Raw genomic sequence first — 21,545 nt, 5'->3', positions numbered from 1 at the left:
AATAAAAGTATGGTAATCAATATATTCATTTTGCGGTCAGTTATGTGAGGCCGTCCGTCCAATGTGAGCTGCGGGAGCAAGGGCTGGAAGATGTTGCTCTCTGCGAAGTTTCCCGTTCAGATAGGATTCAGACCCGTAAAAGGCGAATTTCTATAGTAAGAAAAAAACAATTGCGACAAGTTTTCCGCCGCTGTCCATCGCGGGGGGCGGTCGGTGCAGGCTGAATCATGGATACAAGCAAGTGTTGGAGTTGAGGATGGAAGGAGAGCAGTAGAAGGATGAAAGTATTACATACAGCTGACTGGCATCTGGGCAAGCTTGTTCAGGGTGTTTATATGACGGAAGATCAGCGTTATGTGCTGGAGCAGCTCATTCAGGCGGTAAGGGAGGAAAAGCCGGACGCGGTTGTAATTGCCGGTGATCTGTACGACAGGGCGATCCCGCCTACCGAAGCGGTCGAACTGTTGAATGAGCTGTTGGAGCGGCTCGTCATCGAACTGGATACGCCGGTGCTGGCGATATCAGGCAATCATGACAGCCCGGACCGGATCGGGTTCGGCACTCGAATGATGCAGCGGCAGGGCCTTTATTTGGCAGGGCAGCTTAAAAAGGAGATCGAGCCGGTCGTGCTGCGCGATGAGGCGGGAGAGGTACACTTCTATCTGGTTCCTTACGCCGATCCGGCTCAGGCTCGCTATGTGTTGGAAGATGAGTCGATCCGCACGCATGATGAGGGCATGAAGGCTATTGTCGGCAAGATCGTGGAGAAGCTTGATCCCGGGGCAAGACATGTGCTGGTCGGACATGCCTTCGTTACGCCGGGCGGCGAGCCGCAGGACAATACGAGCGAATCGGAGCGGCCGTTGTCGATCGGCGGGGCCGAACATGTGCGTGCGGAGTATTTTCACCCGTTCCATTATACGGCGCTCGGCCACCTCCACCAGGCGCATTATGTATCAAGGGAGAACATCCGGTACGCGGGATCGCCGCTGAAATATTCGATATCCGAGGAGAACCACAATAAGGGCTATTATATCGTACATATAGCAGCCGAGGGAGCGGTTGTGGTGGAGAAGAGGGAGCTTGCGCCTCGTCGCGATATGCGCCGGGTAACGGCTGCGCTGGACGAGCTGGAGACGCATCCGCGCTGTGACGATTATGTATTCGTGACGCTCATTAGCGACCATCCGGTGCTGTTCCCGATGGAGAAAGTGCGTGCCGTCTACCCGAATGCGCTCCATGTAGAGCGCCGGGCCAAGGCGGAGGCAGCAGCTATGCAGCAGGAGCGCACGGCCGCCGGGAGGCGCAAGGCAAATCCGGTAGAGCTGTTCGAGGCTTTCTATGAGCAGGTCAAGGGCGCAAAGCTTGACAGCGGGAAAAAGCAGTTGTTTGCCGACGCCTATGCTAGGGTGCTTCGTGAGGAAGGAGGTGCCTTATGAAGCCGATTTTGTTGACGATGACGGCTTTTGGACCTTACCGGGACACAGAGACAATCGATTTTCGCGAGCTGGGGCAATACCGGCTGTTTGTAATTTCTGGCAATACGGGTGCAGGGAAGACAACGGTTTTTGATGCGATCTGCTATGCGTTGTATGGCTCGGCAAGCGGCGAGGATCGATCGGAGCCGCGAATGCTGCGCAGCCATTTCGCCGAAGAGGAGCAGCATACCGCTGTCGATTTTACCTTCCAGGTTGGAAGCCGGGTTTTCCGCGTATTCCGCCAGATGCCGCATCGCAAGGGCTCCAATAAGAGCGAGACCGGGGGCAAAATTGAGCTCTACGAGCTGACAAGCGATCAGGAAGTGCCAGCAGTCGATCGCTTTACGGTTAGTGATGTGGGGGGCCGGCTGGAGAGCATCCTCGGGTTGAACAAGGATCAGTTCAGCCAGATTGTGATGCTGCCTCAAGGCGAATTCCGCAAGCTGTTGACATCGGATACGGAAAACAAGGAAGAAATTTTGCGCAGACTGTTCCGTACCGGCTTGTACCGGAAGCTGGAGGATGATTTTCAGCAAAAGACACGCGAGCTGAGAGAACAGCATAAACATGCGCAGCTACAGCTTCATGTCTATGCGAAGCAGGCGCAGGAGGCGCTGCCAATGCGTGAGGGAAGCGCGCTGGGGGAAACCTTGCTGCAAGAGCATCACAGTCCGCTGCAAGTGCTTGAAGGGCTGCGGCTGGAGACGGAGCATTACGAAGCGCTGGCGCAAGACGGCAGGCGGCGTCAGCAGAAGCGGGCAGACCGCCTGGAGGAACAGGAGATGACGCTGCGCGCCGCCGCGGCAGTGAATGCACGGTTTGCCGAGCTTGCGCGCAAGCAGGGGCAGCAGCAAGAACTGCTCCTGCGGCAGCCGGAGATGGCGCAGCAGGAGCTGCGCCTTGCCGCTGCTGATCGCGCGGCGCGGCTGGAGCCGTACGAGGAGCAAGCTGTGCGGCTTGCGGCGCAGCTTGCGCAGAAGCGCCAGGAAGCAGCGGCGCGTCAGCAGCAGCTGGAGGCGGCCCAGCTTGCCGAGTTGGAGGCGCGCGAGGTTCATCGCCGCGAAGAGGAGCAGGAGCCGCTGCGGAGACAGACCGCGATTGAACTGGAGCGGCTTGCGGAGTGGACGCCGATTGTGGCCACGCTCGGGCAACGGCGCCAGGAACTGGAACGGCTGCTTGCGCTGGAGCGCACAGCTGCCGACGGGCTGGCGGGAACGTTACAGCAGCAGGAGGCGCTCCGGCAGCGCCGCAAGGAGCAGCAGGCGCTCATTGCACAGCAGGAGCAGGCGGTGGGTGAGCTGCCCGTGAAGCTGACCCTTCTGGATCAGGCGCGCAGCCGCTACAAGCTGATCAAGGAACTGTTGGAGCTTGATGAGCGTTACCAGGCGCATAGCAGGCTGGAGGCTCAGCAGCAGGCGGCGCTGCTCAAGGTCAAGCGTGATCATGACCGGCTTGAGAGCCTGTGGCTGGAAGGGCAGGCCGGCTTCCTGGCGATGCATCTGGAAGACGGCAAGCCGTGCCCGGTATGCGGCAGCGGGCATCATCCGCATAAGGCGCAGCATGCGCAAGAACTGCCTTCTCGCGGGCTGCTGGATCAGGCAAAGGAGCAGCTGCGGCGGGCGGAAGCCGAGCTGAGCCAGGCAAAGGCCGAAGCATCAGCGGCCCAACTCGGGCTGGCCCGCAAGGATGCGGATCTGGCGGAGCATGGGCTGGAACGAAAGCCGGATGCTGCCGAACTGGCCCGGGCTGAGGAGGAAGGCAAGCGGCTGCGCGGGGAGACGGATCGTCTGAAGCAGGTTGCAACTGCACTGGGCGAGCTGCGCAAGGAAGCGCAGCAGCTGGAACGCGAGCTGGAGCGGCTGGAGGCGGAGCGCGAACGGCAGGATGCGGAGCAGCGCCGCGCCGCGGTTGAGGCGGGACGCCTGCAGTTGCAGCTGGAACAAGAAATGGTGCGTATCCCACAGGAACTGGCGACCCCGGAGCGGCTGGCAGGGCAGCATCGTCTGCTGGAAGAGCGCGAGGCGAAGCTGGCTGCGGCTTGGAAGAGCGCGCAGGACAGTCTTGCCCGGGCAATGTCACAGACGGCAGAGCAGCGTGCAGGGAGCGAGCAATTGACCCGTCAGGTGCAGGAGGCGGAAGCTGCAAGTGGGGAAGCGTCGCAGCGGTTCGGGGCCGAACTGCGTAAGGCGGGCTTCGACCGGCGTGAATACTATGCGGCAGCCAAACTGCCTGAGCAGCAGCTTTCGGAACTGAAGAATGAACTGAAGGCTTACGCAGATTCGCTAACCTATCTGGCTCAACAATTGAAGGAGCTTCAGTTGGAGCTTGCCGGCAAGCAAGAGACCTCATTGGAAGAGCTGGAGCAACAGATTGCCCATCTCAAGCAGGAGCAGGAGCAAGAAACCGCGGCGATTGCCGAGGCTATCCAGCATGGACAAGCTGCCAAGAGGCTGAGTGCTGCAATAGCGGATACGGCTCGGCAGACTGCCGAACTTGAGCAGAGTCTGGAGCAGTTGCTCGATATTTATCAGATGCTCAAGGGTGACAATGCGCTGAAAATATCCTTCGAGCGCTATATTTTAATTGAGTTTCTGGAGCAGATTTTGCAAGCGGCCAATGAACGGTTGCATGAGCTGACAGGCGGCCAGTTCTCGCTCCAGCGCAGTGACCGGCTGGAAATTCGCGGCCGCCAGAGTGGATTGGGCCTTGATGTGTACGATGCTTACACCGGACAGACCCGGGATGTCAAGACGCTCTCCGGCGGTGAGAAGTTCAATGCTTCACTATGTCTGGCGCTCGGTATGACCGATGTTATCCAGTCGCATCAAGGGGGCATCTCCATTGAGATGATGTTCATTGACGAGGGATTTGGTTCGCTTGACGGGGAGTCGCTGCATAAGGCGATTCATACGCTGGTCGGCCTGCAGCAGACCGGACGCATGATCGGGGTCATCTCTCATGTTCCCGAGTTGAAACAAGCTTCCCCGGCAGTATTGGAAATTACCAAGACGAAAGAAGGTCACAGCCGCGCCCGATTAAAGCTCAAAGGGTAGAACGATCCTGGTGATGACTGTGAAAAATTAGTGCTGACAGACGGTAGAAAGCAGCGAAGGGGTAGAGGAATTCTGAAAAAAAGGAATCGGGCTTTAACAGCGATCGGAAGAATCCTCTGCCCCGTAGCGCTCCCTCCACCTAGAGGTCAAGCACTAATTCTGGTTTTGAGCCATAAATTTCCCCCTTGATACGGGGTTTTAATTTTAAGCTGACGAAGCTTTTGCCCATCCAAATACAGCAACGAAGCTCTGGCTTGAAAAGCCGTCCATAGCGGATAGGCATTATACATGGAGAAGCTGTGAAAGTCTTCTTGTAGCTGTTGGGCTTTAGCATATTCTGGGCTATAATTATTAAGGAGGGGACAAGAGTGGTAAAGAAAATACAGGCGGCCACAGGTTGACTTTGCAAAAGTCCGAAGCGATGCGCCTGTTGGATTTGAACATTGAAGGAGGAGAATCGTAAAAGCGAGTTTGCTTCTATATCTACGCGGCCGTTAAAAATCTGGACATGGTTATTAATAGCGCATAACCGGAAAGCAGCAATCCGTTCAGTACGACACCGATAATGGCAAAGGCTTTGCGGCGGTTTTTCATGATAAGTCCGAATATCCCCAGTACCAGACCGATAAAGCCGAGGATGAGGACGAGCATGAGCAGCAACGACGATATGATCAGGGGCATGTATTCCCCGGCATTCTCCGGTGTGACCGCCGGAATCGCTCCCCCGGTCTCCAGAATAGACGGAATGGACGCTGTGAGCAACAGGACGGCGCCCACCACGCCAAGAATGCTGATCAATCCGATGATGAAGGAAGCGATCCCTAGACCGGATGGCTTCCGGGCAGACGGCGGCTCGGTGTGCGGATAGTAATGTTCCTCATTTTCCATAGTAGAATCTCCTTTGAGAAAAGCTTTGTAAAATTATACACCAAAAAAAAGGAAGTGCATACCTGTTATGAGGTCAAACTTTATCGCTTATGGCGCTATCTATGCGCTGCTCGGGGTAGCATTGGGCGCCTTCGGCGCTCATGGACTTGAGGGGAAATTGACGGAACGTATGTTGGAGGTCTATGAGACAGGCGTTCGTTATCAGATGTATCATGCGCTTGGTCTTTTATTGATTGGAGCCGTCGCAGACCGTCTTGGCCATGCCGGTCTGGTATCCTGGGCGGGAAGAATGCTGCAGACCGGAATCGTAATTTTCTCCGGCAGCCTGTATGTGCTGAGTCTGACCGGCTTCACCAAGCTGGGGATAATTACGCCGCTTGGCGGGGCGGCCTTTATTGCCGGCTGGGCATTCGTGATTATTGCAGCATTAAAGCAAGGAAAAACTTCCTGAATGTCTTGTTTGAACTTTTTACCGTCGTTTAATGTCGAAAAATGATGAAAATCATAAGATGAAGTTATAATTTATGAAAATACCAATGACCGAATTGCTGAATTCGATTATAATTGAGATACAAAGAGTCTCTCAAAATTTAGCAATTTACAGGCCTATGGCCTGACATTCATCTTTAGGCGAAGTTATGAAAGTCTGAATGAGGAAGGATGTTTCGCTTGTGCCGGTAACGGAAATCGCTTCGAGAGATGGTCGGCGGGCTGTTTACAGGCTTTCACCGAGAGCCGTCTGGATGGCAGTCATTGGAATCGGAACCGCTGTCGCGGGCTGGATCATTTTTGCCGACTATCTTTTATCCCCTTTGTATGCCAAAGGAGTCTCCGTCGCCGTATGCATCGGAGGCTTTATTGGTATGATTGTGCTTCTTAAGCAGCAGTATAGCCGAGGAAGCTGTCAAATTCACACCTCAGATTTAAGTGCTCAAATTGCCCAGTCTATCAGCACATACAGTCCGTTCCCTATGGCCGTCCTAGATCGCGCAGGCCGTCTTGTCACGATTAATGACGCCGCTTCTCAACTGTTAGGCTACCGGAGAGGGGAGTTGATGGGGGAGGATTTTTTCATTCTGCTGGATCAAGGAAACCATCAGTTGCTTGACAAGCTGGAGCTGGTTATGCACGGGGCCATGCAGCAAGGACTAACAACAATGATACATAAAACAGGCTACCCGCTGGAAGTTCAGCTAATTCTTCTTCCTCTGTTCGAGGGCGATACCGTCACAGGCTTGCTTGCGATCGTACAAGACGTCAGCGACCGCAAGCGCAATAACGAGCGGATCCGCTATATGGCCTATTATGACGATATGACAGGCCTTCCCAATCGGCGCATGTTTATGATGCATTTTAATGAAATGCTGGAGAAGCCGGGGGACCAGTTCATCGGAATGCTCTATTTGGATATTGACCAGTTCAAGCTGATTAATGATTCTTTCGGGCGTGAATTTGGCGATATGCTGCTGCTCCAGGTAGCGGAGCGTTTCACGAGAGGCCTCTTGGGAGAGGATATGGGCGCACGGATGGAAGGGGACGAATTTGCCATTATGTTCGTGTCGCTGCAGTCGGAGGAGGAGCTTGTGGAGAAGGCAAGAGCGCTTCTGATGACACTGGAGGAGCCGTTTGAAATGCAGGGCTTTCCTTTCCATGTCACGGCCAGCATCGGTATGGCGACCAATCGCAAAGATCGCGATGCAGGCAGTATTATCAAGAAGGCGGACATGGCGCTTGGCAGAGTGAAGGAGCAGGGACGCAACGATATTTTGCTCTACTCTGAGGAGTGGAATAATTCCTCTCTTGAGCGCCTTACACTGCAGCATGAGTTGAGACAAGGGATACAGCGCAATGAATTTTTTCTCCATTACCAGCCGCAATATCATCTGTCTACAGGCACGATAGTCGGTCTGGAGGCGTTGGTCAGATGGAGACATCCGGAGCGCGGGCTTGTCAATCCCGGACAATTTATCCCCCTGGCCGAGGAAAGCGGGATGATCGTCCAGCTTGGCGAATGGGTGTTGGAGGAGGCATGCAGGCAGAATAAATGCTGGCAGAATGAGGGTCTTCCAGCTGTACCTGTTTCCGTGAATCTATCGATTCGGCAGTTCACACAGCAGAATCTGACCGACAAGATCGCAACGGTCTTACAGAAAACAGGGCTGTCTCCGAAATATTTGGAGCTGGAAATTACAGAGACGATGACGATGGATATGCAGCATGCGACGCAATCTCTTCTGGAGCTTACCCGGCTTGGTGTTGGAATCAGCATTGACGACTTCGGAACTGGCTACAGCTCGCTTAGTTATTTGAAAAATTTGCCGATCAGCCGGCTGAAAATTGACCGTTCCTTCGTCAGAGACATTCAGCAGGACCCGAACGACGCAGCGATTGTGGCAGCTATTATTGCCATGGCGCATAATCTGAATCTGCAGGTTATCGCAGAAGGCGTAGAGACCGCCGAGCAATTGGCCTTCCTGAAGCAGCACTGCTGCGATGAAATTCAAGGTTATTTCTGGAGTCCTCCGCTGCCTGGAGATCAAGTTGCCCGAATACTTGCTTCAAACGCGGACAAAAGCTTCATATCCTGATACTAATAGTTAGGACAAGCCTAATAGCCGCTGGCGAAGGTGCCGAACATGCACCTTGCCAGCGGCTATTTCTTACATACAGCTATTCTATAAAATCATCGATTTCATAAAGGGAGAATGTGTAGACCTGTTTTTCATCTACATGGTAGACGGTCAGAATATGAGTGTTCTGATCCAGGCTAATAATGCGGCACGGAATGCTCAATTGCTTTCCACGCCCCTTATTGACATGGAGACGAATGAGACGGTTCTCCTGAATATATTTCAATATCCTGACGGTTACTTCGTCCTTCTCCTGACTCGCAGTTTTCCTAGTTTTGGCTGAAGCAGGTCCTGAGGCATTTGCCGGCTTTGGCTGAAGGGTTTTGACTGCCCCATTAACAGATGTCTTAACCGTTTTTACAACTTCATTCTCCGTCAACTGTTCGATCATTTTTCCGAGCGCTATGCCGGATGTGACCCTAAAGTCAGCTGCGCCGGATTCATTCAGAATGTGCAACAATTTTTCAAATGCTTTTGCATTGGTCTCACCCTCAATCAATATCTCTACATTAAACAAATGGGTATTTAGTCCCTTTTCTTGAAAGAATGTCATCCCTATATCCGCTCCTTCGAAAACGCTAATCCTACTATATCACTAAAAATCATTTTGTACATAATGCTAATTGATTAGTTCTATTGTTGTATTTTGTCAATATGTTGAACAGCAGGCAATGTATTCGCTTCTTTGTTGTAATTCTGATAGCTGTTGTCCCTGCGAACAAAGGTGATCACTTCAAATAGCAAAAATTAGTGGACAAAGGGAACGTATATTCGTATAATATAATTATATAGTTCCGAAAAGGAACAATTCAAAGGGGGCTGGAGCAACTAGAACTGCATACCAACATTCATCCGGCCTGCTTGGTTGCAGCGGAGAGCAAAGGAAGGAATAGATGAAATATAGGGGTTGCTTTTATGGAGAGAGCGGATGTTTTTATTAAGACCATTGGCAGTATTCTTGCCGGTATCCTATCTATTTTTACGGGATTGTTCGGAGTCGTGTTTACGATTCTGCTTGGGCTGATGGCAGTCGACTTTTTGACTGGCCTTATTGCAGCTTATGTGACAGAAGGTCTCAAAAGCTCCAAGGGCTACAAGGGACTGCTGAAAAAGGTATATACGATGCTGCTAATCGGCTCCGTGCTGCTCATTGAAATTGCGGTGCTCAAAAGCAAAGGCGTGATTACGGACAGTATTTCAGGCGCGTTCTGCGTGATTGAGTTTATCAGCATCATTGAGAACGGGAACAAAATGGGGCTTAATCTCGGGTTTCTCAACAAGCTCGTGTCAGCAGTTAAGACCAAGACGGAACTCGGGGATGATGAGCAAGATAATAACCGGCACTTAAGGAAGTAAGGCAAGCGGAAGGAAGAGAATACGGATACACACGGAAAATGTCCCTATGCATATAGTGTTAAAGAAAGCATGGCGGATGCAAGATCGGAGCCTTCAAGAGCCCATCATTTCTGCTTGAAAACAAGCAGACTCGATTAGCATGTTACTATTCAGATATTAAAGGGAGATGAACCGATGATTCGAATGGTCCCTTATACAGTCGGGAACATCACGGTACTTGGAGTTGAGGTCAAGCTACCCAAAACAACATTGCTCACCTTGTCGACAGACAAAGGTTATATTATGTGCGGCGCTCTGGACGTTAGCCTGCTCAATGATCGCTTGAAGGATAGAGGCATTATCGCCGGCAGGGCCGTCGGCGTGAAAACTTTGGATGAACTGCTGGATGCGCCGCTGGAATCCGTTACTTTAACAGCAGAGGAGCATGGAATCAAGGTCGGCATGCGGGGTTACGAAGCGCTGGTCTTGATGCAATAAGTGAAAATCGGCTGTGCTTCGTGAATGGGAAGCACAGCCAATTTTTGCAGCGCATTGGCTTGCGAGAGAATGGAGTGGCCGGACTAGGCCGCTCATTTTTTAAAATACAAGCCTTTTTAAGGCTCAACCTGAAAATTAGTGGTTGACATCGAGGAGATAGCAGCGAAGGGGCAGAGGAATTCTGGAGAAACGAACGTGGTCGCCTTTAAAGCCCGAGTCCCCCTGCTAGCCTCTATCCTATAAAGGAATCGGGCTTTAACAGCGATCGGAAGAATCCTCTGCCTCGCAGCGTCCCCTCCACCTAGAGGTCAACCACTAATTTTGGTTTTGAGCCATTTTTAAACTTTCTTTTTATAAATAGCTTATATTTCTCCGCGAAACGAAGTTTTTGCCCGTCAAAGGATGGCAAAGCCGTTTATGCTTGTACGTCAAAAAGCTTCTTCAAGTTCACATTGTACGGTGGATATACGATCCCCTTCTCCGTAATAATAGCGCTCACGTACTCATTTGGCGTAATGTCAAACGCCGGATTGAATACTTTGACGCCGCGAGGGGCCGTTCGTTTGCCGAAGCCTTCGGTAATCTCCTCGTCCGGACGTTCTTCAATCGGAATTTCGGCGCCGGATTCAGTTTGCAAATCAATTGTCGACAGCGGGCAGGCAACATAAAACGGAATGTTATGCGCTTTAGCCAATACAGCTACGCTGTATGTTCCGATCTTGTTGGCGACATCGCCATTGGCTGCAATGCGGTCAGTGCCGACGATAACTGCATCCACCCAGCCTTTGGACATGACCATGCCTGCCATGTTGTCGCAGATGAGGGTGACATCCACTCCGGCCTGCTGCAATTCGAAAGCTGTCAGCCGTGCGCCTTGAAGCACCGGGCGGGTCTCGTCAGCGAATACGGACAGATTGATCCCCTTCTCCTTTGCCAGATAAATTGGCGACATCGCTGTCCCGTACTTGGCCGTAGCAAGGCCGCCTGCATTGCAGTGCGTGAGCACGCCCATGCCGTCCTTGAACAGCTCCAGTCCATGCTCGCCGATCAGGCGGCATGTCTTCTCGTCTTCGCTCTGAATGGCGAGCGCTTCTTCAAGCAGCCCGCGTTTGGCCAACTCCAGGCTTGTGCCGGATTGCACAATCGCATCGGCTTTGGCTTTCATCCGGTCAAGCGCCCAGAACAGATTGACAGCGGTCGGACGGGAGGTGGCCAAATAATTCGCTTGCTGATGAACAGTCCGATGCCATGCTTCCACCGATGTTTCCTCCACGCGGCTCCCCAGCACGACACCGTAAGCTGCAGTCATCCCGATTGCCGGAGCTCCGCGCACCTTCAACTGGCGAATGGCTTCCCATATCTCCTCCGAGGTTTGCAGAGAAAGATATTTAATTTCCTCCGGCAGCAGCCGCTGATCGAGCAGGTCCAGATGCTCTCCCGCCCATATCACAGATTGCAACCCTGCATATTCCGAAGCTTCTGTACTCATTGTCCTCCGTGTCCTTTCCTGACGACGTTCACAAGCTCCTGAATGGATTCTGCATGGCGGTTCAACTTGATTAGCGATTTGCCTATTCCCAGCGCCAGCCGTTGAGCCTTTTCACGCTTCGCATCATCCGGTATTTTATCGATATCTGCGACGTGAGACAAGCCGACAATGCGGCGGACCATTTTGCAACCGGCAAAGCCGATCGTATCCTGCAACAGCCGTTTCATATATATGTCCTGATAGCCTGGAGTGGAATTGGCTAAACGGTCTACGCCGTAATCATTCCAGTGCTTGCGAAATTTTTGTTCGAACTGCTCCCATATATCCACAATGCTGCCAAGCAAATATTCCCGGTAATCCTCGCGTGCATCCGCCTCGCTCCAATGTTCCTGACCGGCATAGTTGAGCAGGAAATTCGCAATTACTGCTCCTACATCAAAGCCGATGGGTCCGAAAAAAGCAAATTCCGGATCAATCACTTTGGTCGATTCCGGCGTAATAAAGATACTGCCGGTATGCAGATCGCCATGTAGCAGCGCCTGCGCCTCGGTCAGAAACTTTTGTCTCAACAGGGCAACCTCCAGATGCAGCTGGGCATCGGTTTGCAGCGCCCTTGCTTCATCGGCTATAGCGGCCTCGAAATTGTTATTGGGGGAATCCGCGTACGGATCGTCAAAGATCAAATCCTCGGTTATTTTGCATAGCTCCGGGTTAATAAATTGGCCGACTTTTCGTTTTTTCTCCTGTTGATTCAGGCCTAAATCAGAGGTGTAAAACAGCGTCGCCGCCATAAAGTCAGAGATATCCGAAGCAAATTTCGGATAGCGTCCGTTTTCCATCAATCCCCGGCGCATAATAACATGATCGCTCAAATCCTCCATGATGGTCAGCGCCAGTCCCGCATCGTAATGGTACACCTGAGGGACAAGTCCAGGGGCAAGCTTTGCCTCTGTAATCAGGGCTTCGCTCTCGATACGCGCGCGATCCAGCGTGAGCGGCCATGACTCGCCGACAACCTTGGCGTAGGGCAGCGCTTGTTTCATAATCAGGCTTTTCCCGCTAGCAGGGTCGCTGATATGAAAGACCAGATTCAAATTGCCGTCGCCGATTTCACGGCTCTCAAGCTGTGCATCCTGCGGAAAAAAATCCGATAAAGACCGGGCGATGTCGATGGCTTCTTGTTCCGTTAAAGGGTGATAAGCAGACATAGCAGTCCACCTCCATTAGAGTATAGTGCTCCAAGGCCAAACCAGGGTCTATCCTACAAATAAGTCAAGCCCGTCCAAGCTTTCTCCACCTAAGTATATCGAATATTTTTTCGCGTTGGAATACCCGCTTTTGCTATAATAGCTTGTAAAGAGAGAATAAAGGAGGGGTTGGATGTCTGTTCAGGCGGCAGTTGTGTCGAATCATGTAGCTTTGAAGGATTGGGCGGTGACCATATCGGCGCTGCTGGAGGGAGACCAGATTCTGCTGCTCCGCAAGGGAGGAATCATTGAGGAAACCCGGGATTTTCAATTAATCAGCCCGCATTTCTATTTGATGCCTGCCTATGAGCATCAGAAGCTTCATTTATTAAAGCCGGACGATCAATCGCGACTTGAACGCGTACTTGCAGGCTGGCGTCCGGACTTGCCTGAGCTGACCATAGAGGCTTACGGGCAAGTGACCGATGATATCGAAATTACGGATCAAGAGACACTGGAGAGGCTGCGGAGTTTTCATATCTGGACGGATACCTTTGCGGAGGAACGTTTGAAGTGGAAGCGCCAAAAACCGCTCCATTTGCTGTTGGTCAGAGTTTACAGGCTGGAGGAAAAGTTGACGGTGCCGATGAAGCCCGAGTATGCGGGCTGTAAATCATGGGTAACTCTGGAACAGGGAACAATAGCAAGGAAGGCTGTTCCTGTTCTGAATGACATGGACTACAACGCCCGCGTAAGCTCGATTAAGCAAGCTTTGTCGGGAGCGATGGCATCGCAAAACTAGACACCGAATATGAAGTCAAAATACCGCAGGAATCTGCGCCTAATATTGACGTCATGATTGCTTTGTAGCAAGAACTAAGATAGAATGATTATTGAGAATCATTGAGAATCAAATAACAATTACTTTAAATAACGGAATCTACTGGAGGGAGCTTTTCGAACATGTCTACACAATTTCTTATTAATAATCTGAAGGCAACAATTGAAGGCAAGGAAATTTTGAAGGGGATCAATCTTGAAATCAAGGGCGGCGAGATTCATGCGATCATGGGTCCCAACGGTACGGGTAAAAGTACGCTTGCTTCAGCTCTGATGGGTCATCCTAAATATGAGGTAACAGACGGTGAAGTATTCATTAACGGTGAGGATTTGCTGGAGATGGAAGTGGATGAGCGCGCGCGCGCTGGTCTGTTCCTGGCTATGCAGTATCCAAGTGAGATTGCCGGCGTAACCAACTCCGACTTTCTGCGCAGCGCCATCAATGCCCGCCGTGAGGAAGGCAACGAAATCTCTTTAATCAAGTTCATCCGCCAGATGGAGAGCAAAATGAAAGAGCTGGATATGAATCCGGAGTTTGCTCACCGTTACTTGAATGAAGGCTTCTCCGGCGGCGAGAAGAAGCGTAACGAAATTCTGCAAATGCTGCTGCTTGATCCGAAGCTGGTTATTCTTGACGAAATCGACTCCGGTCTTGATATCGACGCTCTTAAAATCGTAGCTGCAGGCGTGAACAGTATGCGTTCCGAGGATCGCGGCTTCTTGATCATTACACACTACCAGCGTTTGCTGAACTATATTACTCCTGACTTTGTTCACGTTATGATGCAAGGCCGTATTGTGAAGTCCGGTGGACCGGAGCTTGCAGAGCGTCTGGAGAACGAAGGTTATGACTGGGTTAAGGAAGAACTTGGAATTACCGATGAAACTGTCGGCCAAGCCTGAGCAAAGAAGGGAGCCTAATGCTAAATATGAGTACACAAACGAATTCTCCGGTTAATCAAAGTCTGGCAGAAGCGCTGTCCAGAAGCAAGCAGGAGCCGGCATGGCTGACTGCGTTCAGAACGGAAGCTGTAGAGGCTGCTCAGACTTTGGAATGGCCCAAGCCAGAAAAAATGAACATTGCACGTTGGAATCTCGACTTATTCGGGCAATATAAGGCATCTGACAAAGTTGCAGAAATTGCTGCGCTTCCGGAAGCGATCCGGGAACTTGTAGCAGAATCGTCTGCGAACCTGTTGGTGCAGCACAATTCTGGCGTTGTCTTGACCCAACTGTCCGAAGAACTGCGCAGCAAAGGCGTGATTTTCACAGATCTGGAGACAGCAGTCCGCGAGCATGAGGAACTGGTAAAGCCACATTTGTTCAATACGATCAATAAAAATGAAAATAAATTGACAGCTCTTCATGCAGCGCTGTGGAGCGGTGGCGTCTTCGTCTACGTTCCGAAAAATGTGGAGGTAGAACTTCCGCTTCAAGCTTTGCTTTACAGCGACGATGCCGAGGCGACATTTGCGCCGCATATTCTGATTGTAGCTGACAACCACAGCCGTGTAACATATGTGGACCATGTCATTACGAATTTTGGTGAAGGAGCTGCGGCTTCCATCCACCAGTCGATTGTGGAAGTGGTCGTCAAGCCTGGCGCCCAGGTTCAGTTCGCTACGATTCACCAATTGGGCGAGACTGTCAGCGACCTGACCCTGCGCCGCGCTGTCATTGAGAATGACGGACGCATCGAGTGGATTGTCGGGGACCTGCAGGACGGCAATATTTTGTCCGATACGTTGTCTCTGCTCAAAGGCAATGGATCTACTTCAGATGCGAAAGTAATCAGTATCGGTTCCGGTTCCCAGAAGATGAGCTTGACTACTCAAGCGGTTCACTTTGGCAAGAGCTCCGACAGCAACATGGTTACCCGCGCTGTAATGAAAGAGCAGGGAACTGCCATCATTAACGGAATTACGAAAATCGAGAAGGGCGCAACAAAGGCTAATGGCGTGCAGACGGAGAAAGTGCTCATGCTCAGCCCTCAGGCGCGCGGGGACGCAAATCCGATTCTTCTGATTGACGAGGATGATGTTACCGCCGGTCATGCTGCGAGTGTCGGACAGGTGAATCCAGAACAAATTTACTATCTGATGTCTCGCGGTATCAGCAGACAGGAAGCAGAGCGCCTCATCATTCATGGCTTCCTGACTCCGGTTGTATCCGAAATTCCGATTGAGGCAGTCAGAGGGCGTCTGCATAAGCTTCTTGAAAGGAAGTTAGGATCATGAACGCCCGGGAGATTCGCGAGCTGTTTCCCATCCTCCGTCAGGAAATAAACGGACATCCGCTTGTTTACCTTGATAGTGCCGCGTCTTCACAGAAGCCGCAGTCGGTCATTGAGACGGTCAAACACTATTATGAATGGGATAATGCCAATGTACACCGCGGCGTTCATACACTGGGCTCCCGTGCTACGGATGCATATGAGGGCTCTCGGGAGAAAGTTGCCCGCTTCATCAATGCTGCGAATACAGAAGAAATTATTTTTACAAGAGGCAGTACGACAGCACTGAACCTTGTGGCAAGCAGCTATGCCAGATCTGTCTGCCAAGAGGGCGATGAGATTGTCATCTCCAAAATGGAGCATCACAGCAATCTGATTCCTTGGCAGCAGGCTGCTAAAGCGACAGGCGCCACATTGAAATATATTCCGCTTCAGCCAGACGGCACGATTCGTCTTGAAGATGCGGAGCAGACCATTACTTCCCGTACGAAGGTCGTATCGGTCGTCTATGCCTCCAATGTGCTTGGAGTTATTAATCCGATCAAGGAGATTACAGCCATTGCTCATCGCAATGGGGCCGTTATGGTCGTGGACGGAGCGCAAAGCACGCCTCATTTGAAGGTGGACGTTCGTGATCTGGATTGCGACTTTTACGCTTTCTCTGGCCATAAGATGTGCGGACCGACCGGAATTGGCGTATTATACGGCAAGAAAGCGCTCCTTGAGAAAATGGAGCCGATTGAATTCGGTGGAGAAATGATCGATTTTGTAGATTGGCAGGATTCCACTTGGAAGGATCTCCCTTATAAATTTGAAGGGGGTACCCCGATCATAGCTGCAGCCGTAGGTCTTGGCGCAGCCATTGATTTTCTGGAGGATATCGGACTGGATGAGATTGACCGTCATGAGAAGCAGCTTGCGGCTTATGCCTATGATCGGCTATCCGAAATCAACGATGTGACGATCTATGGTCCCCGTGAAGGACGCGTAGGGCTGGTCACCTTCAATATCGGAGATATTCATCCGCATGATGTGGCAACCGTGCTCGATACCGAAGGGATTGCCATTCGTGCAGGACATCATTGCTGCCAGCCGCTTATGCGTTGGCTTGAGGTCTCTTCAACAGCCAGAGCGAGCTTTTACCTGTACAATACAGAAGAGGATGTAGACCGTCTGGTGAGCTCGCTACTAAAAACAAAGGAGTTCTTCGGTCATGCAATTGGATGATTTATACCGTCGCGTTATCATGGATCACTATAAAAATCCGCGCAATCGTGGTACTCTTAATGAAGAGGCTGTGACAGTGAATCTGAACAACCCGACTTGCGGGGACCGGATTACACTTCAGCTTGAACTGCAGGATGGAAAAGTGCAGCAGGCTCGTTTTACCGGCGAGGGCTGCTCGATCAGCCTATCCTCGGCATCGATGATGACCGATGCTGTGCGCGGCAAAACACTTGATGAAGCGCTTGGATTGGCCGATAAATTTTCTTCTCTCATGAAGGGCGACGAGGTCGAGTTCGTAGAATACGAAGATTTGGAAGCATTGGCTGGTGTGAAGAAGTTCCCTGCGCGAATCAAGTGCGCAACACTGGCTTGGAACGCTTTACGCAAGGGAATCGAAGCGAAGTCTTAAAATATAACGCTAGATAGAAGTACAAGGAGGTAAGCGAACCATGGCAAAAACAATGCCTGAAATGGAAGAGTATAAATATGGCTTTCGTGATGAGCACAAGGCTGTATTCCAGTCCGGTAAAGGCTTGACCCCGGAAATCGTTAAAACGATCTCCGAAATGAAGAACGAGCCGGAATGGATGCTGGAGTTCCGTCTGAAATCGCTGGAGCAATTCAATAAAATGCCGATGCCTACATGGGGCGGCAAGCTGGATGATCTGGATTTTGACGATATCCAGTATTATGTTCGTCCTTCCGAGAAGCAAGGGAAGACTTGGGAGGAAGTACCGGCTGAAATCAAGGAAACATTCGACAAGCTGGGAATTCCGGAAGCCGAGCAGAAGTTCCTGGCCGGGGTGTCGGCCCAGTATGAATCTGAGGTTGTCTACCACAGCATGCAAGAGGATTTGGAGAAACAGGGCGTTATCTTCACCGATACCGATACCGCGCTGCGCGAATACCCGGAGCTGTTCAAGGAATACTTCGGGACCATCATTCCTCCGAATGACAACAAATTTGCTGCTCTGAACAGCGCAGTATGGTCCGGCGGAAGCTTCATCTACGTGCCAAAGGGCGTTAAATGTGAAATCCCGCTGCAGGCGTACTTCCGGATTAACTCCGAAAACATGGGACAATTCGAGCGTACACTCATTATTGCCGATGAGGACAGCTTTGTGCACTATGTAGAAGGATGTACAGCTCCTGTCTACAGCACAAACTCCCTGCACAGCGCAGTCGTTGAAATTCTGTGCAAGAAAAATGCGCGTGTGCGCTACACAACCATCCAGAACTGGGCGCCTAACATCTTCAACCTTGTTACTAAACGTGCGGTTGCTGATGAGAATGCGACAATGGAATGGGTTGACGGAAATATCGGTTCCAAACTGACGATGAAATACCCGGCTGTTGTACTCAGAGGCCGCGGGGCGAAAGGTATGGTATTGTCGATTGCAGTGGCGGGCAAAAACCAGCATCAGGATGCTGGTGCGAAAATGATTCACCTCGCTCCCGATACGACTTCGACAATTGTATCCAAATCGATCAGCAAGCACGGCGGCAAAGTAACTTACCGTGGACTGGCATCCTTCGGACGCAACTCCGAGGGCTCCAAAGCCAACATTAAGTGCGACACGCTCATTCTGGATAATGAATCGACTTCCGATACGATCCCTTATAACGAAATTCTGAACGATAACATCATTCTGGAGCATGAGGCGACGGTATCCAAAGTATCCGAGGATCAATTGTTCTATCTGATGAGCCGCGGTTTGTCCGAAGCGGAAGCGACTCAGATGATCGTTATGGGCTTCATCGAGCCGTTCACCAAGGAGCTGCCGATGGAATACGCCGTCGAGATGAACCGCCTGATCAAGTTCGAAATGGAAGGTTCGATCGGTTAGGTAGGGCAACACCCCAATTTTTAAGCGAAAAGGACCTCAAATTCCACTGCAAAGTGAAGGTTGAGGTCCTTTTTCTCGATGAAATTCAATTCTAAGTGATGCTAGAAAAATCACAAATTGACTTTTGGGACAGCCCCTTTAATTTTTTTCTGTGATTTGGAAGGTAAATATTAGCGATGATTTTGATCATCCTTCATTTGTACTGTTTTGACATGGAGACGAGGTTTGTTTCTGTATCCAATTTTTAATGTTCCACGTATTTTTCGTGATTTTTGTTCTCGAAGCCATGTTTAATGTGCAGCCGCGCAATAGCCTTCATCTGCTTAATTTTGGGATTCTTTATATGAATTCTGCTCGCTAACATGAACTATGGCGATGTGGCAACAGCATGAATCAAACGGCGTGAGCAGTAGGCTACGGCAAATCTGGATTACTACCGTTACCTCAAATATAATTTTGAATTGGAAGAACTAAGTAATATAAAATATGATAAGATGGATTTTAAATATACCAAATAAAACGAATAGATAGGGGTGGGCTAATAACATGATAGAGGTCTATTGTGATGAAAGCAGGCCTGAATTACTCTATAAAAAAAAAGAAACTACTGCAAGATATATGGTTATAGGTGGGGTTTGGATTTCATATTTGTTTCGGGAAGATTTGAAAGCAAACATCAAGAAGTTGAAAGAGCGTTATAATTATAAAAATGAAATTAAATGGAAAAATGTTAGCCCTTCAATGATTGATTTTTATCTAGAGCTAATTGATCTTTTCTTTAAATTTGATGCAATTCGTTTTAGATGTATTGTTGTAGACTGCGAGAAAGTAGATCTTGATAAATTTCATGATTCTGATTCTGAACTCGGTTTTTACAAATTTTACTATCAGCTGCTAAAGCATTGGATTGATGAAAGAGAGAAATATTGGATTTATCTAGACTACAAAAAGAATAAACTTCCTGATCGTCTTCATCAACTTGAAAGTGTACTAGAAAAAACTGTTCCGGGAAAGGTTCAAGAAATACAAGCTATAAATTCGAGGGACTCTCTAATGATTCAATTAGCTGATGTATTAATTGGTGCCGTAGGATACAAATTTCACAATTGCAATACAAGCAAGGCTAAGCTAAAAATTATTGAGCGACTTGAGACATACATTGAAGATGAAATACAAAGTACTTTTAAAAGTGAAAGAAAATTCAATGTTTTCAAAATAAATCTTAATCTAAGGGGTTGATTATATGTATAGCCCTTTAGTTCAACTAGATGATGAATTGCAATATCGGGAGCTCTATAATAAAATTTACTGTAAGGAAACAATATATACCTATGATGGATACGTTGTTAGTTTCTCTCCTAAGACTTTTGACCATGCATTCTTCAGCAGTTCCAATCGACGAGTTCGTGATAAAAGTATTTTTAATACCGAAAGGGCCACCAGGATTTTGTGGATTAAAAAAGTGTTGGAAGACGCTACATTGACATTATATGCAGGCTGGGATACAACAAGAAAAAAATACGACGCATCCAGGCGCGTCTGCCTTGTTACGGACGATGGTTATGTCGTTGTACTAAGAAAAGCATCAAAAATAAAGTTTATCTTCGTGACCGCGTATGTTATTGATTCTGATGAAGTTAAGCAAAAAATAATGGCTAGTCCGATTTGGTCTCATAACACATAAAAGGAACTAATGTTCTTGTTTTTTGGCAAAATGTTTGACATCTGGTTATCTTGGGGTATAATAAAAGTATCCTTTACTTAATGTCTGGGATCTACAAAGGTTTCGGTCCGCTGGACCCCTAATCAGCGGCCACTCATATTTAATGGATTTGCTCAACTTGGGCAATTTTAAGAAAGTTCCCGCGGACCAGTCTGCCGGGAACTTTTTTTGATAAAACAAATTCTTGAGGATCGGTAATCTGAGTTTTCTGTGCAGTGGGTTAGTCAAGTTATTTTAACGAGAGGCACCTCCAGTAACACTCAACTAGGCTGATGCATAGGATAACGGGAAGTTCAAATTGGAGGTCTGCATCATGAACGTGCCAAGTCAAACACAACCTGCGGTGACGCCGATTTACCATTGTTGTTCCGAAGTTCATCAAGTGCTGCATTCGGTTAGAAGCCAGCTTCATCAGCTGTGCAATGAACATATCCACCGTTTGGTGAAAATTGAAACGATAGACGGTGATGTCTTTGAAGGACATGTTGCGCATTTTGACAACAGCTACCTCTACCTGAATCTGTCTCATCCAGGTTACACCCGTGCGTTTGTACCGGGTTTTGGTTTCCCTGGGTCTAATCCGAATAGCAATTTTATTCTCCCGCTAGTGCTGTTCAACCTGCTTACGATTTCACTGTTATAAGCTATACAGAGTGCATAAGGTCATTTAACATTCGACAGGAGTGATTCCTTTGGCAATTCTCCCCCCATTTGGCCCTCCAGGCGTTCCGGGACAGCAAGGGCAGTTGCAGGCTCCCTCTGCCCCTCCGCCATCTACAATCCCGGCAATGCCTTTCACATCCACATTTGCCATTGACCCTGGAGCAATCTCCGGCTGTCTGTTCCGCTACACCTACATTTGGCCGCGAGGCGGTCAGGGCTTCTGGTTCTACCCTGTATTCGTCGGACGGACATCCGTCTCGGGCTTCCGTTGGAATGGATTTTTTTGGACTTTCTCTGGTTTTGACCTGGGTCGGATTGAATCGTTCACTTGTGTCTGATTGAATCAGAGTGGAAGCATGTCTTACCGGGTGTTCCCTGCAAGCGGGGACACCCGCTATCTTTTTAGCAAGGATATATCAGACTCGCATGGTCCCGAATACATAACTCTCCAAAA

The 21,545-nt window shown here is 49.8% G+C and carries 20 protein-coding genes; 16 read left to right on the top strand and 4 right to left on the bottom strand.

What is annotated here, in order from left to right; genetic code table 11:
- Window positions 1-278: 278 nt before the first annotated feature.
- Entirely contained in the window at window positions 279-1,439 is a 1,161-nt protein-coding gene (locus JFN88_RS12970; protein WP_199019713.1) for an exonuclease SbcCD subunit D, read from the top strand.
- Entirely contained in the window at window positions 1,436-4,531 is a 3,096-nt protein-coding gene (locus JFN88_RS12965) for an AAA family ATPase (protein WP_199019712.1), read from the top strand. Before JFN88_RS12970 ends, JFN88_RS12965 begins: the two co-directional genes overlap by 4 nt.
- A gap of 483 nt (window positions 4,532-5,014) precedes the next feature.
- Here the strand turns inward: JFN88_RS12965 and JFN88_RS12960 are convergent, their stop codons facing one another.
- Entirely contained in the window at window positions 5,015-5,419 is a 405-nt protein-coding gene (locus JFN88_RS12960; protein ID WP_199019711.1) for a hypothetical protein, read from the bottom strand.
- 67 nt (window positions 5,420-5,486) lie between these two features.
- On the opposite strand from JFN88_RS12960, the gene JFN88_RS12955 reads away from it, so the two are divergent.
- Together JFN88_RS12955 and JFN88_RS12950 are read left to right on the top strand one after the other, a co-directional pair.
- Window positions 5,487-5,870, top strand: coding sequence for a DUF423 domain-containing protein (locus JFN88_RS12955; protein WP_199019710.1), 384 nt, complete (start codon window positions 5,487-5,489; stop codon window positions 5,868-5,870).
- A gap of 220 nt (window positions 5,871-6,090) precedes the next feature.
- On the top strand, window positions 6,091-8,007 hold the full coding sequence (locus tag JFN88_RS12950) for a putative bifunctional diguanylate cyclase/phosphodiesterase (RefSeq protein ID WP_332908474.1): 1,917 nt from the start codon (window positions 6,091-6,093) through the stop codon (window positions 8,005-8,007).
- 82 nt (window positions 8,008-8,089) lie between these two features.
- Here the strand turns inward: JFN88_RS12950 and JFN88_RS12945 are convergent, their stop codons facing one another.
- Entirely contained in the window at window positions 8,090-8,602 is a 513-nt protein-coding gene (locus JFN88_RS12945) for a hypothetical protein (RefSeq protein ID WP_199019709.1), read from the bottom strand.
- Window positions 8,603-8,964: 362 nt separating this feature from the next.
- On the opposite strand from JFN88_RS12945, the gene JFN88_RS12940 reads away from it, so the two are divergent.
- The gene (locus JFN88_RS12940; protein ID WP_199019708.1) at window positions 8,965-9,405 is read left to right on the top strand and encodes a phage holin family protein; all 441 of its coding nucleotides are present in this window, start codon (window positions 8,965-8,967) and stop codon (window positions 9,403-9,405) included.
- A 174-nt stretch (window positions 9,406-9,579) separates the two neighbouring features.
- Window positions 9,580-9,882 (top strand): YunC family protein, encoded by a 303-nt coding sequence (locus tag JFN88_RS12935; protein WP_199019707.1) that lies wholly within the window; start codon window positions 9,580-9,582, stop codon window positions 9,880-9,882.
- 415 nt (window positions 9,883-10,297) lie between these two features.
- Here the strand turns inward: JFN88_RS12935 and mtnA are convergent, their stop codons facing one another.
- The gene (gene mtnA / locus JFN88_RS12930; protein ID WP_199019706.1) at window positions 10,298-11,371 is read right to left on the bottom strand and encodes an S-methyl-5-thioribose-1-phosphate isomerase; all 1,074 of its coding nucleotides are present in this window, start codon (window positions 11,369-11,371) and stop codon (window positions 10,298-10,300) included.
- Complete coding sequence (gene mtnK / locus JFN88_RS12925) at window positions 11,368-12,579, bottom strand: S-methyl-5-thioribose kinase (protein WP_199019705.1); 1,212 nt, start codon at window positions 12,577-12,579, stop codon at window positions 11,368-11,370. The genes mtnA and mtnK overlap by 4 nt, the downstream gene beginning before the upstream one ends.
- A 172-nt stretch (window positions 12,580-12,751) precedes the next feature.
- On the opposite strand from mtnK, the gene JFN88_RS12920 reads away from it, so the two are divergent.
- The 10 genes from JFN88_RS12920 (at window position 12,752) to JFN88_RS12875 (ending at window position 21,429) form a co-directional block, all read left to right on the top strand.
- Window positions 12,752-13,360 carry a DUF1802 family protein gene (locus tag JFN88_RS12920; RefSeq protein ID WP_199019704.1) on the top strand — a complete coding sequence of 203 codons (609 nt, stop codon included), beginning with the start codon at window positions 12,752-12,754 and terminating at the stop codon, window positions 13,358-13,360.
- 161 nt (window positions 13,361-13,521) lie between these two features.
- The gene (gene sufC / locus JFN88_RS12915) at window positions 13,522-14,301 is read left to right on the top strand and encodes a Fe-S cluster assembly ATPase SufC (RefSeq protein WP_199019703.1); all 780 of its coding nucleotides are present in this window, start codon (window positions 13,522-13,524) and stop codon (window positions 14,299-14,301) included.
- A 26-nt stretch (window positions 14,302-14,327) separates the two neighbouring features.
- Entirely contained in the window at window positions 14,328-15,635 is a 1,308-nt protein-coding gene (gene sufD / locus JFN88_RS12910; RefSeq protein ID WP_199019702.1) for a Fe-S cluster assembly protein SufD, read from the top strand.
- Window positions 15,632-16,858, top strand: a complete 1,227-nt coding sequence (locus tag JFN88_RS12905) for a cysteine desulfurase (RefSeq protein WP_199019701.1) — start codon at window positions 15,632-15,634, stop codon at window positions 16,856-16,858. The genes sufD and JFN88_RS12905 overlap by 4 nt, the downstream gene beginning before the upstream one ends.
- Window positions 16,845-17,267, top strand: coding sequence for a Fe-S cluster assembly sulfur transfer protein SufU (gene sufU, locus JFN88_RS12900; RefSeq protein ID WP_199019700.1), 423 nt, complete (start codon window positions 16,845-16,847; stop codon window positions 17,265-17,267). The genes JFN88_RS12905 and sufU overlap by 14 nt, the downstream gene beginning before the upstream one ends.
- A 40-nt stretch (window positions 17,268-17,307) precedes the next feature.
- The gene (gene sufB / locus JFN88_RS12895) at window positions 17,308-18,705 is read left to right on the top strand and encodes a Fe-S cluster assembly protein SufB (protein ID WP_199019699.1); all 1,398 of its coding nucleotides are present in this window, start codon (window positions 17,308-17,310) and stop codon (window positions 18,703-18,705) included.
- A 546-nt stretch (window positions 18,706-19,251) separates the two neighbouring features.
- Window positions 19,252-19,944: a DUF3800 domain-containing protein gene (locus JFN88_RS12890; protein WP_199019698.1), complete on the top strand. Its 693-nt coding sequence runs from the start codon at window positions 19,252-19,254 to the stop codon at window positions 19,942-19,944.
- Window positions 19,945-19,948: 4 nt separating this feature from the next.
- Window positions 19,949-20,389: a hypothetical protein gene (locus tag JFN88_RS12885; RefSeq protein WP_199019697.1), complete on the top strand. Its 441-nt coding sequence runs from the start codon at window positions 19,949-19,951 to the stop codon at window positions 20,387-20,389.
- Between the two features lie 352 nt (window positions 20,390-20,741).
- On the top strand, window positions 20,742-21,071 hold the full coding sequence (locus JFN88_RS12880; protein ID WP_199019696.1) for a hypothetical protein: 330 nt from the start codon (window positions 20,742-20,744) through the stop codon (window positions 21,069-21,071).
- Window positions 21,072-21,120: 49 nt separating this feature from the next.
- The gene (locus JFN88_RS12875; RefSeq protein WP_332908473.1) at window positions 21,121-21,429 is read left to right on the top strand and encodes a transporter; all 309 of its coding nucleotides are present in this window, start codon (window positions 21,121-21,123) and stop codon (window positions 21,427-21,429) included.
- The last annotated feature ends 116 nt before the right edge of the window (window positions 21,430-21,545 follow it).

This window comes from Paenibacillus roseus, assembly GCF_016424485.1.
Classification (GTDB): Bacteria; Bacillota; Bacilli; order Paenibacillales; family Paenibacillaceae; genus Paenibacillus_D; species Paenibacillus_D roseus.
Note: the sequence above shows the minus strand (reverse complement) of the source record. Positions and strands in the feature narration are given on the sequence as shown.

What these genes read in the sequence shown, in the direction of transcription:
- sufU (WP_199019700.1), top strand. Translation starts at nt 16,845, where the DNA reads ATGCAATTGGATGATTTATACCGTCGCGTTATCATGGATCACTATAAA.
- JFN88_RS12905 (WP_199019701.1), top strand. Translation starts at nt 15,632, where the DNA reads ATGAACGCCCGGGAGATTCGCGAGCTGTTTCCCATCCTCCGTCAGGAA.
- sufC (WP_199019703.1), top strand. Translation starts at nt 13,522, where the DNA reads ATGTCTACACAATTTCTTATTAATAATCTGAAGGCAACAATTGAAGGC.
- JFN88_RS12945 (WP_199019709.1), bottom strand. Translation starts at nt 8,602, where the DNA reads ATGACATTCTTTCAAGAAAAGGGACTAAATACCCATTTGTTTAATGTA.
- JFN88_RS12885 (WP_199019697.1), top strand. Translation starts at nt 19,949, where the DNA reads ATGTATAGCCCTTTAGTTCAACTAGATGATGAATTGCAATATCGGGAG.
- JFN88_RS12940 (WP_199019708.1), top strand. Translation starts at nt 8,965, where the DNA reads ATGGAGAGAGCGGATGTTTTTATTAAGACCATTGGCAGTATTCTTGCC.
- JFN88_RS12890 (WP_199019698.1), top strand. Translation starts at nt 19,252, where the DNA reads ATGATAGAGGTCTATTGTGATGAAAGCAGGCCTGAATTACTCTATAAA.
- JFN88_RS12955 (WP_199019710.1), top strand. Translation starts at nt 5,487, where the DNA reads ATGAGGTCAAACTTTATCGCTTATGGCGCTATCTATGCGCTGCTCGGG.
- sufB (WP_199019699.1), top strand. Translation starts at nt 17,308, where the DNA reads ATGGCAAAAACAATGCCTGAAATGGAAGAGTATAAATATGGCTTTCGT.
- JFN88_RS12920 (WP_199019704.1), top strand. Translation starts at nt 12,752, where the DNA reads ATGTCTGTTCAGGCGGCAGTTGTGTCGAATCATGTAGCTTTGAAGGAT.
- JFN88_RS12960 (WP_199019711.1), bottom strand. Translation starts at nt 5,419, where the DNA reads ATGGAAAATGAGGAACATTACTATCCGCACACCGAGCCGCCGTCTGCC.
- JFN88_RS12880 (WP_199019696.1), top strand. Translation starts at nt 20,742, where the DNA reads ATGAACGTGCCAAGTCAAACACAACCTGCGGTGACGCCGATTTACCAT.
- JFN88_RS12965 (WP_199019712.1), top strand. Translation starts at nt 1,436, where the DNA reads ATGAAGCCGATTTTGTTGACGATGACGGCTTTTGGACCTTACCGGGAC.
- sufD (WP_199019702.1), top strand. Translation starts at nt 14,328, where the DNA reads ATGAGTACACAAACGAATTCTCCGGTTAATCAAAGTCTGGCAGAAGCG.
- JFN88_RS12935 (WP_199019707.1), top strand. Translation starts at nt 9,580, where the DNA reads ATGATTCGAATGGTCCCTTATACAGTCGGGAACATCACGGTACTTGGA.
- JFN88_RS12970 (WP_199019713.1), top strand. Translation starts at nt 279, where the DNA reads ATGAAAGTATTACATACAGCTGACTGGCATCTGGGCAAGCTTGTTCAG.
- mtnK (WP_199019705.1), bottom strand. Translation starts at nt 12,579, where the DNA reads ATGTCTGCTTATCACCCTTTAACGGAACAAGAAGCCATCGACATCGCC.
- mtnA (WP_199019706.1), bottom strand. Translation starts at nt 11,371, where the DNA reads ATGAGTACAGAAGCTTCGGAATATGCAGGGTTGCAATCTGTGATATGG.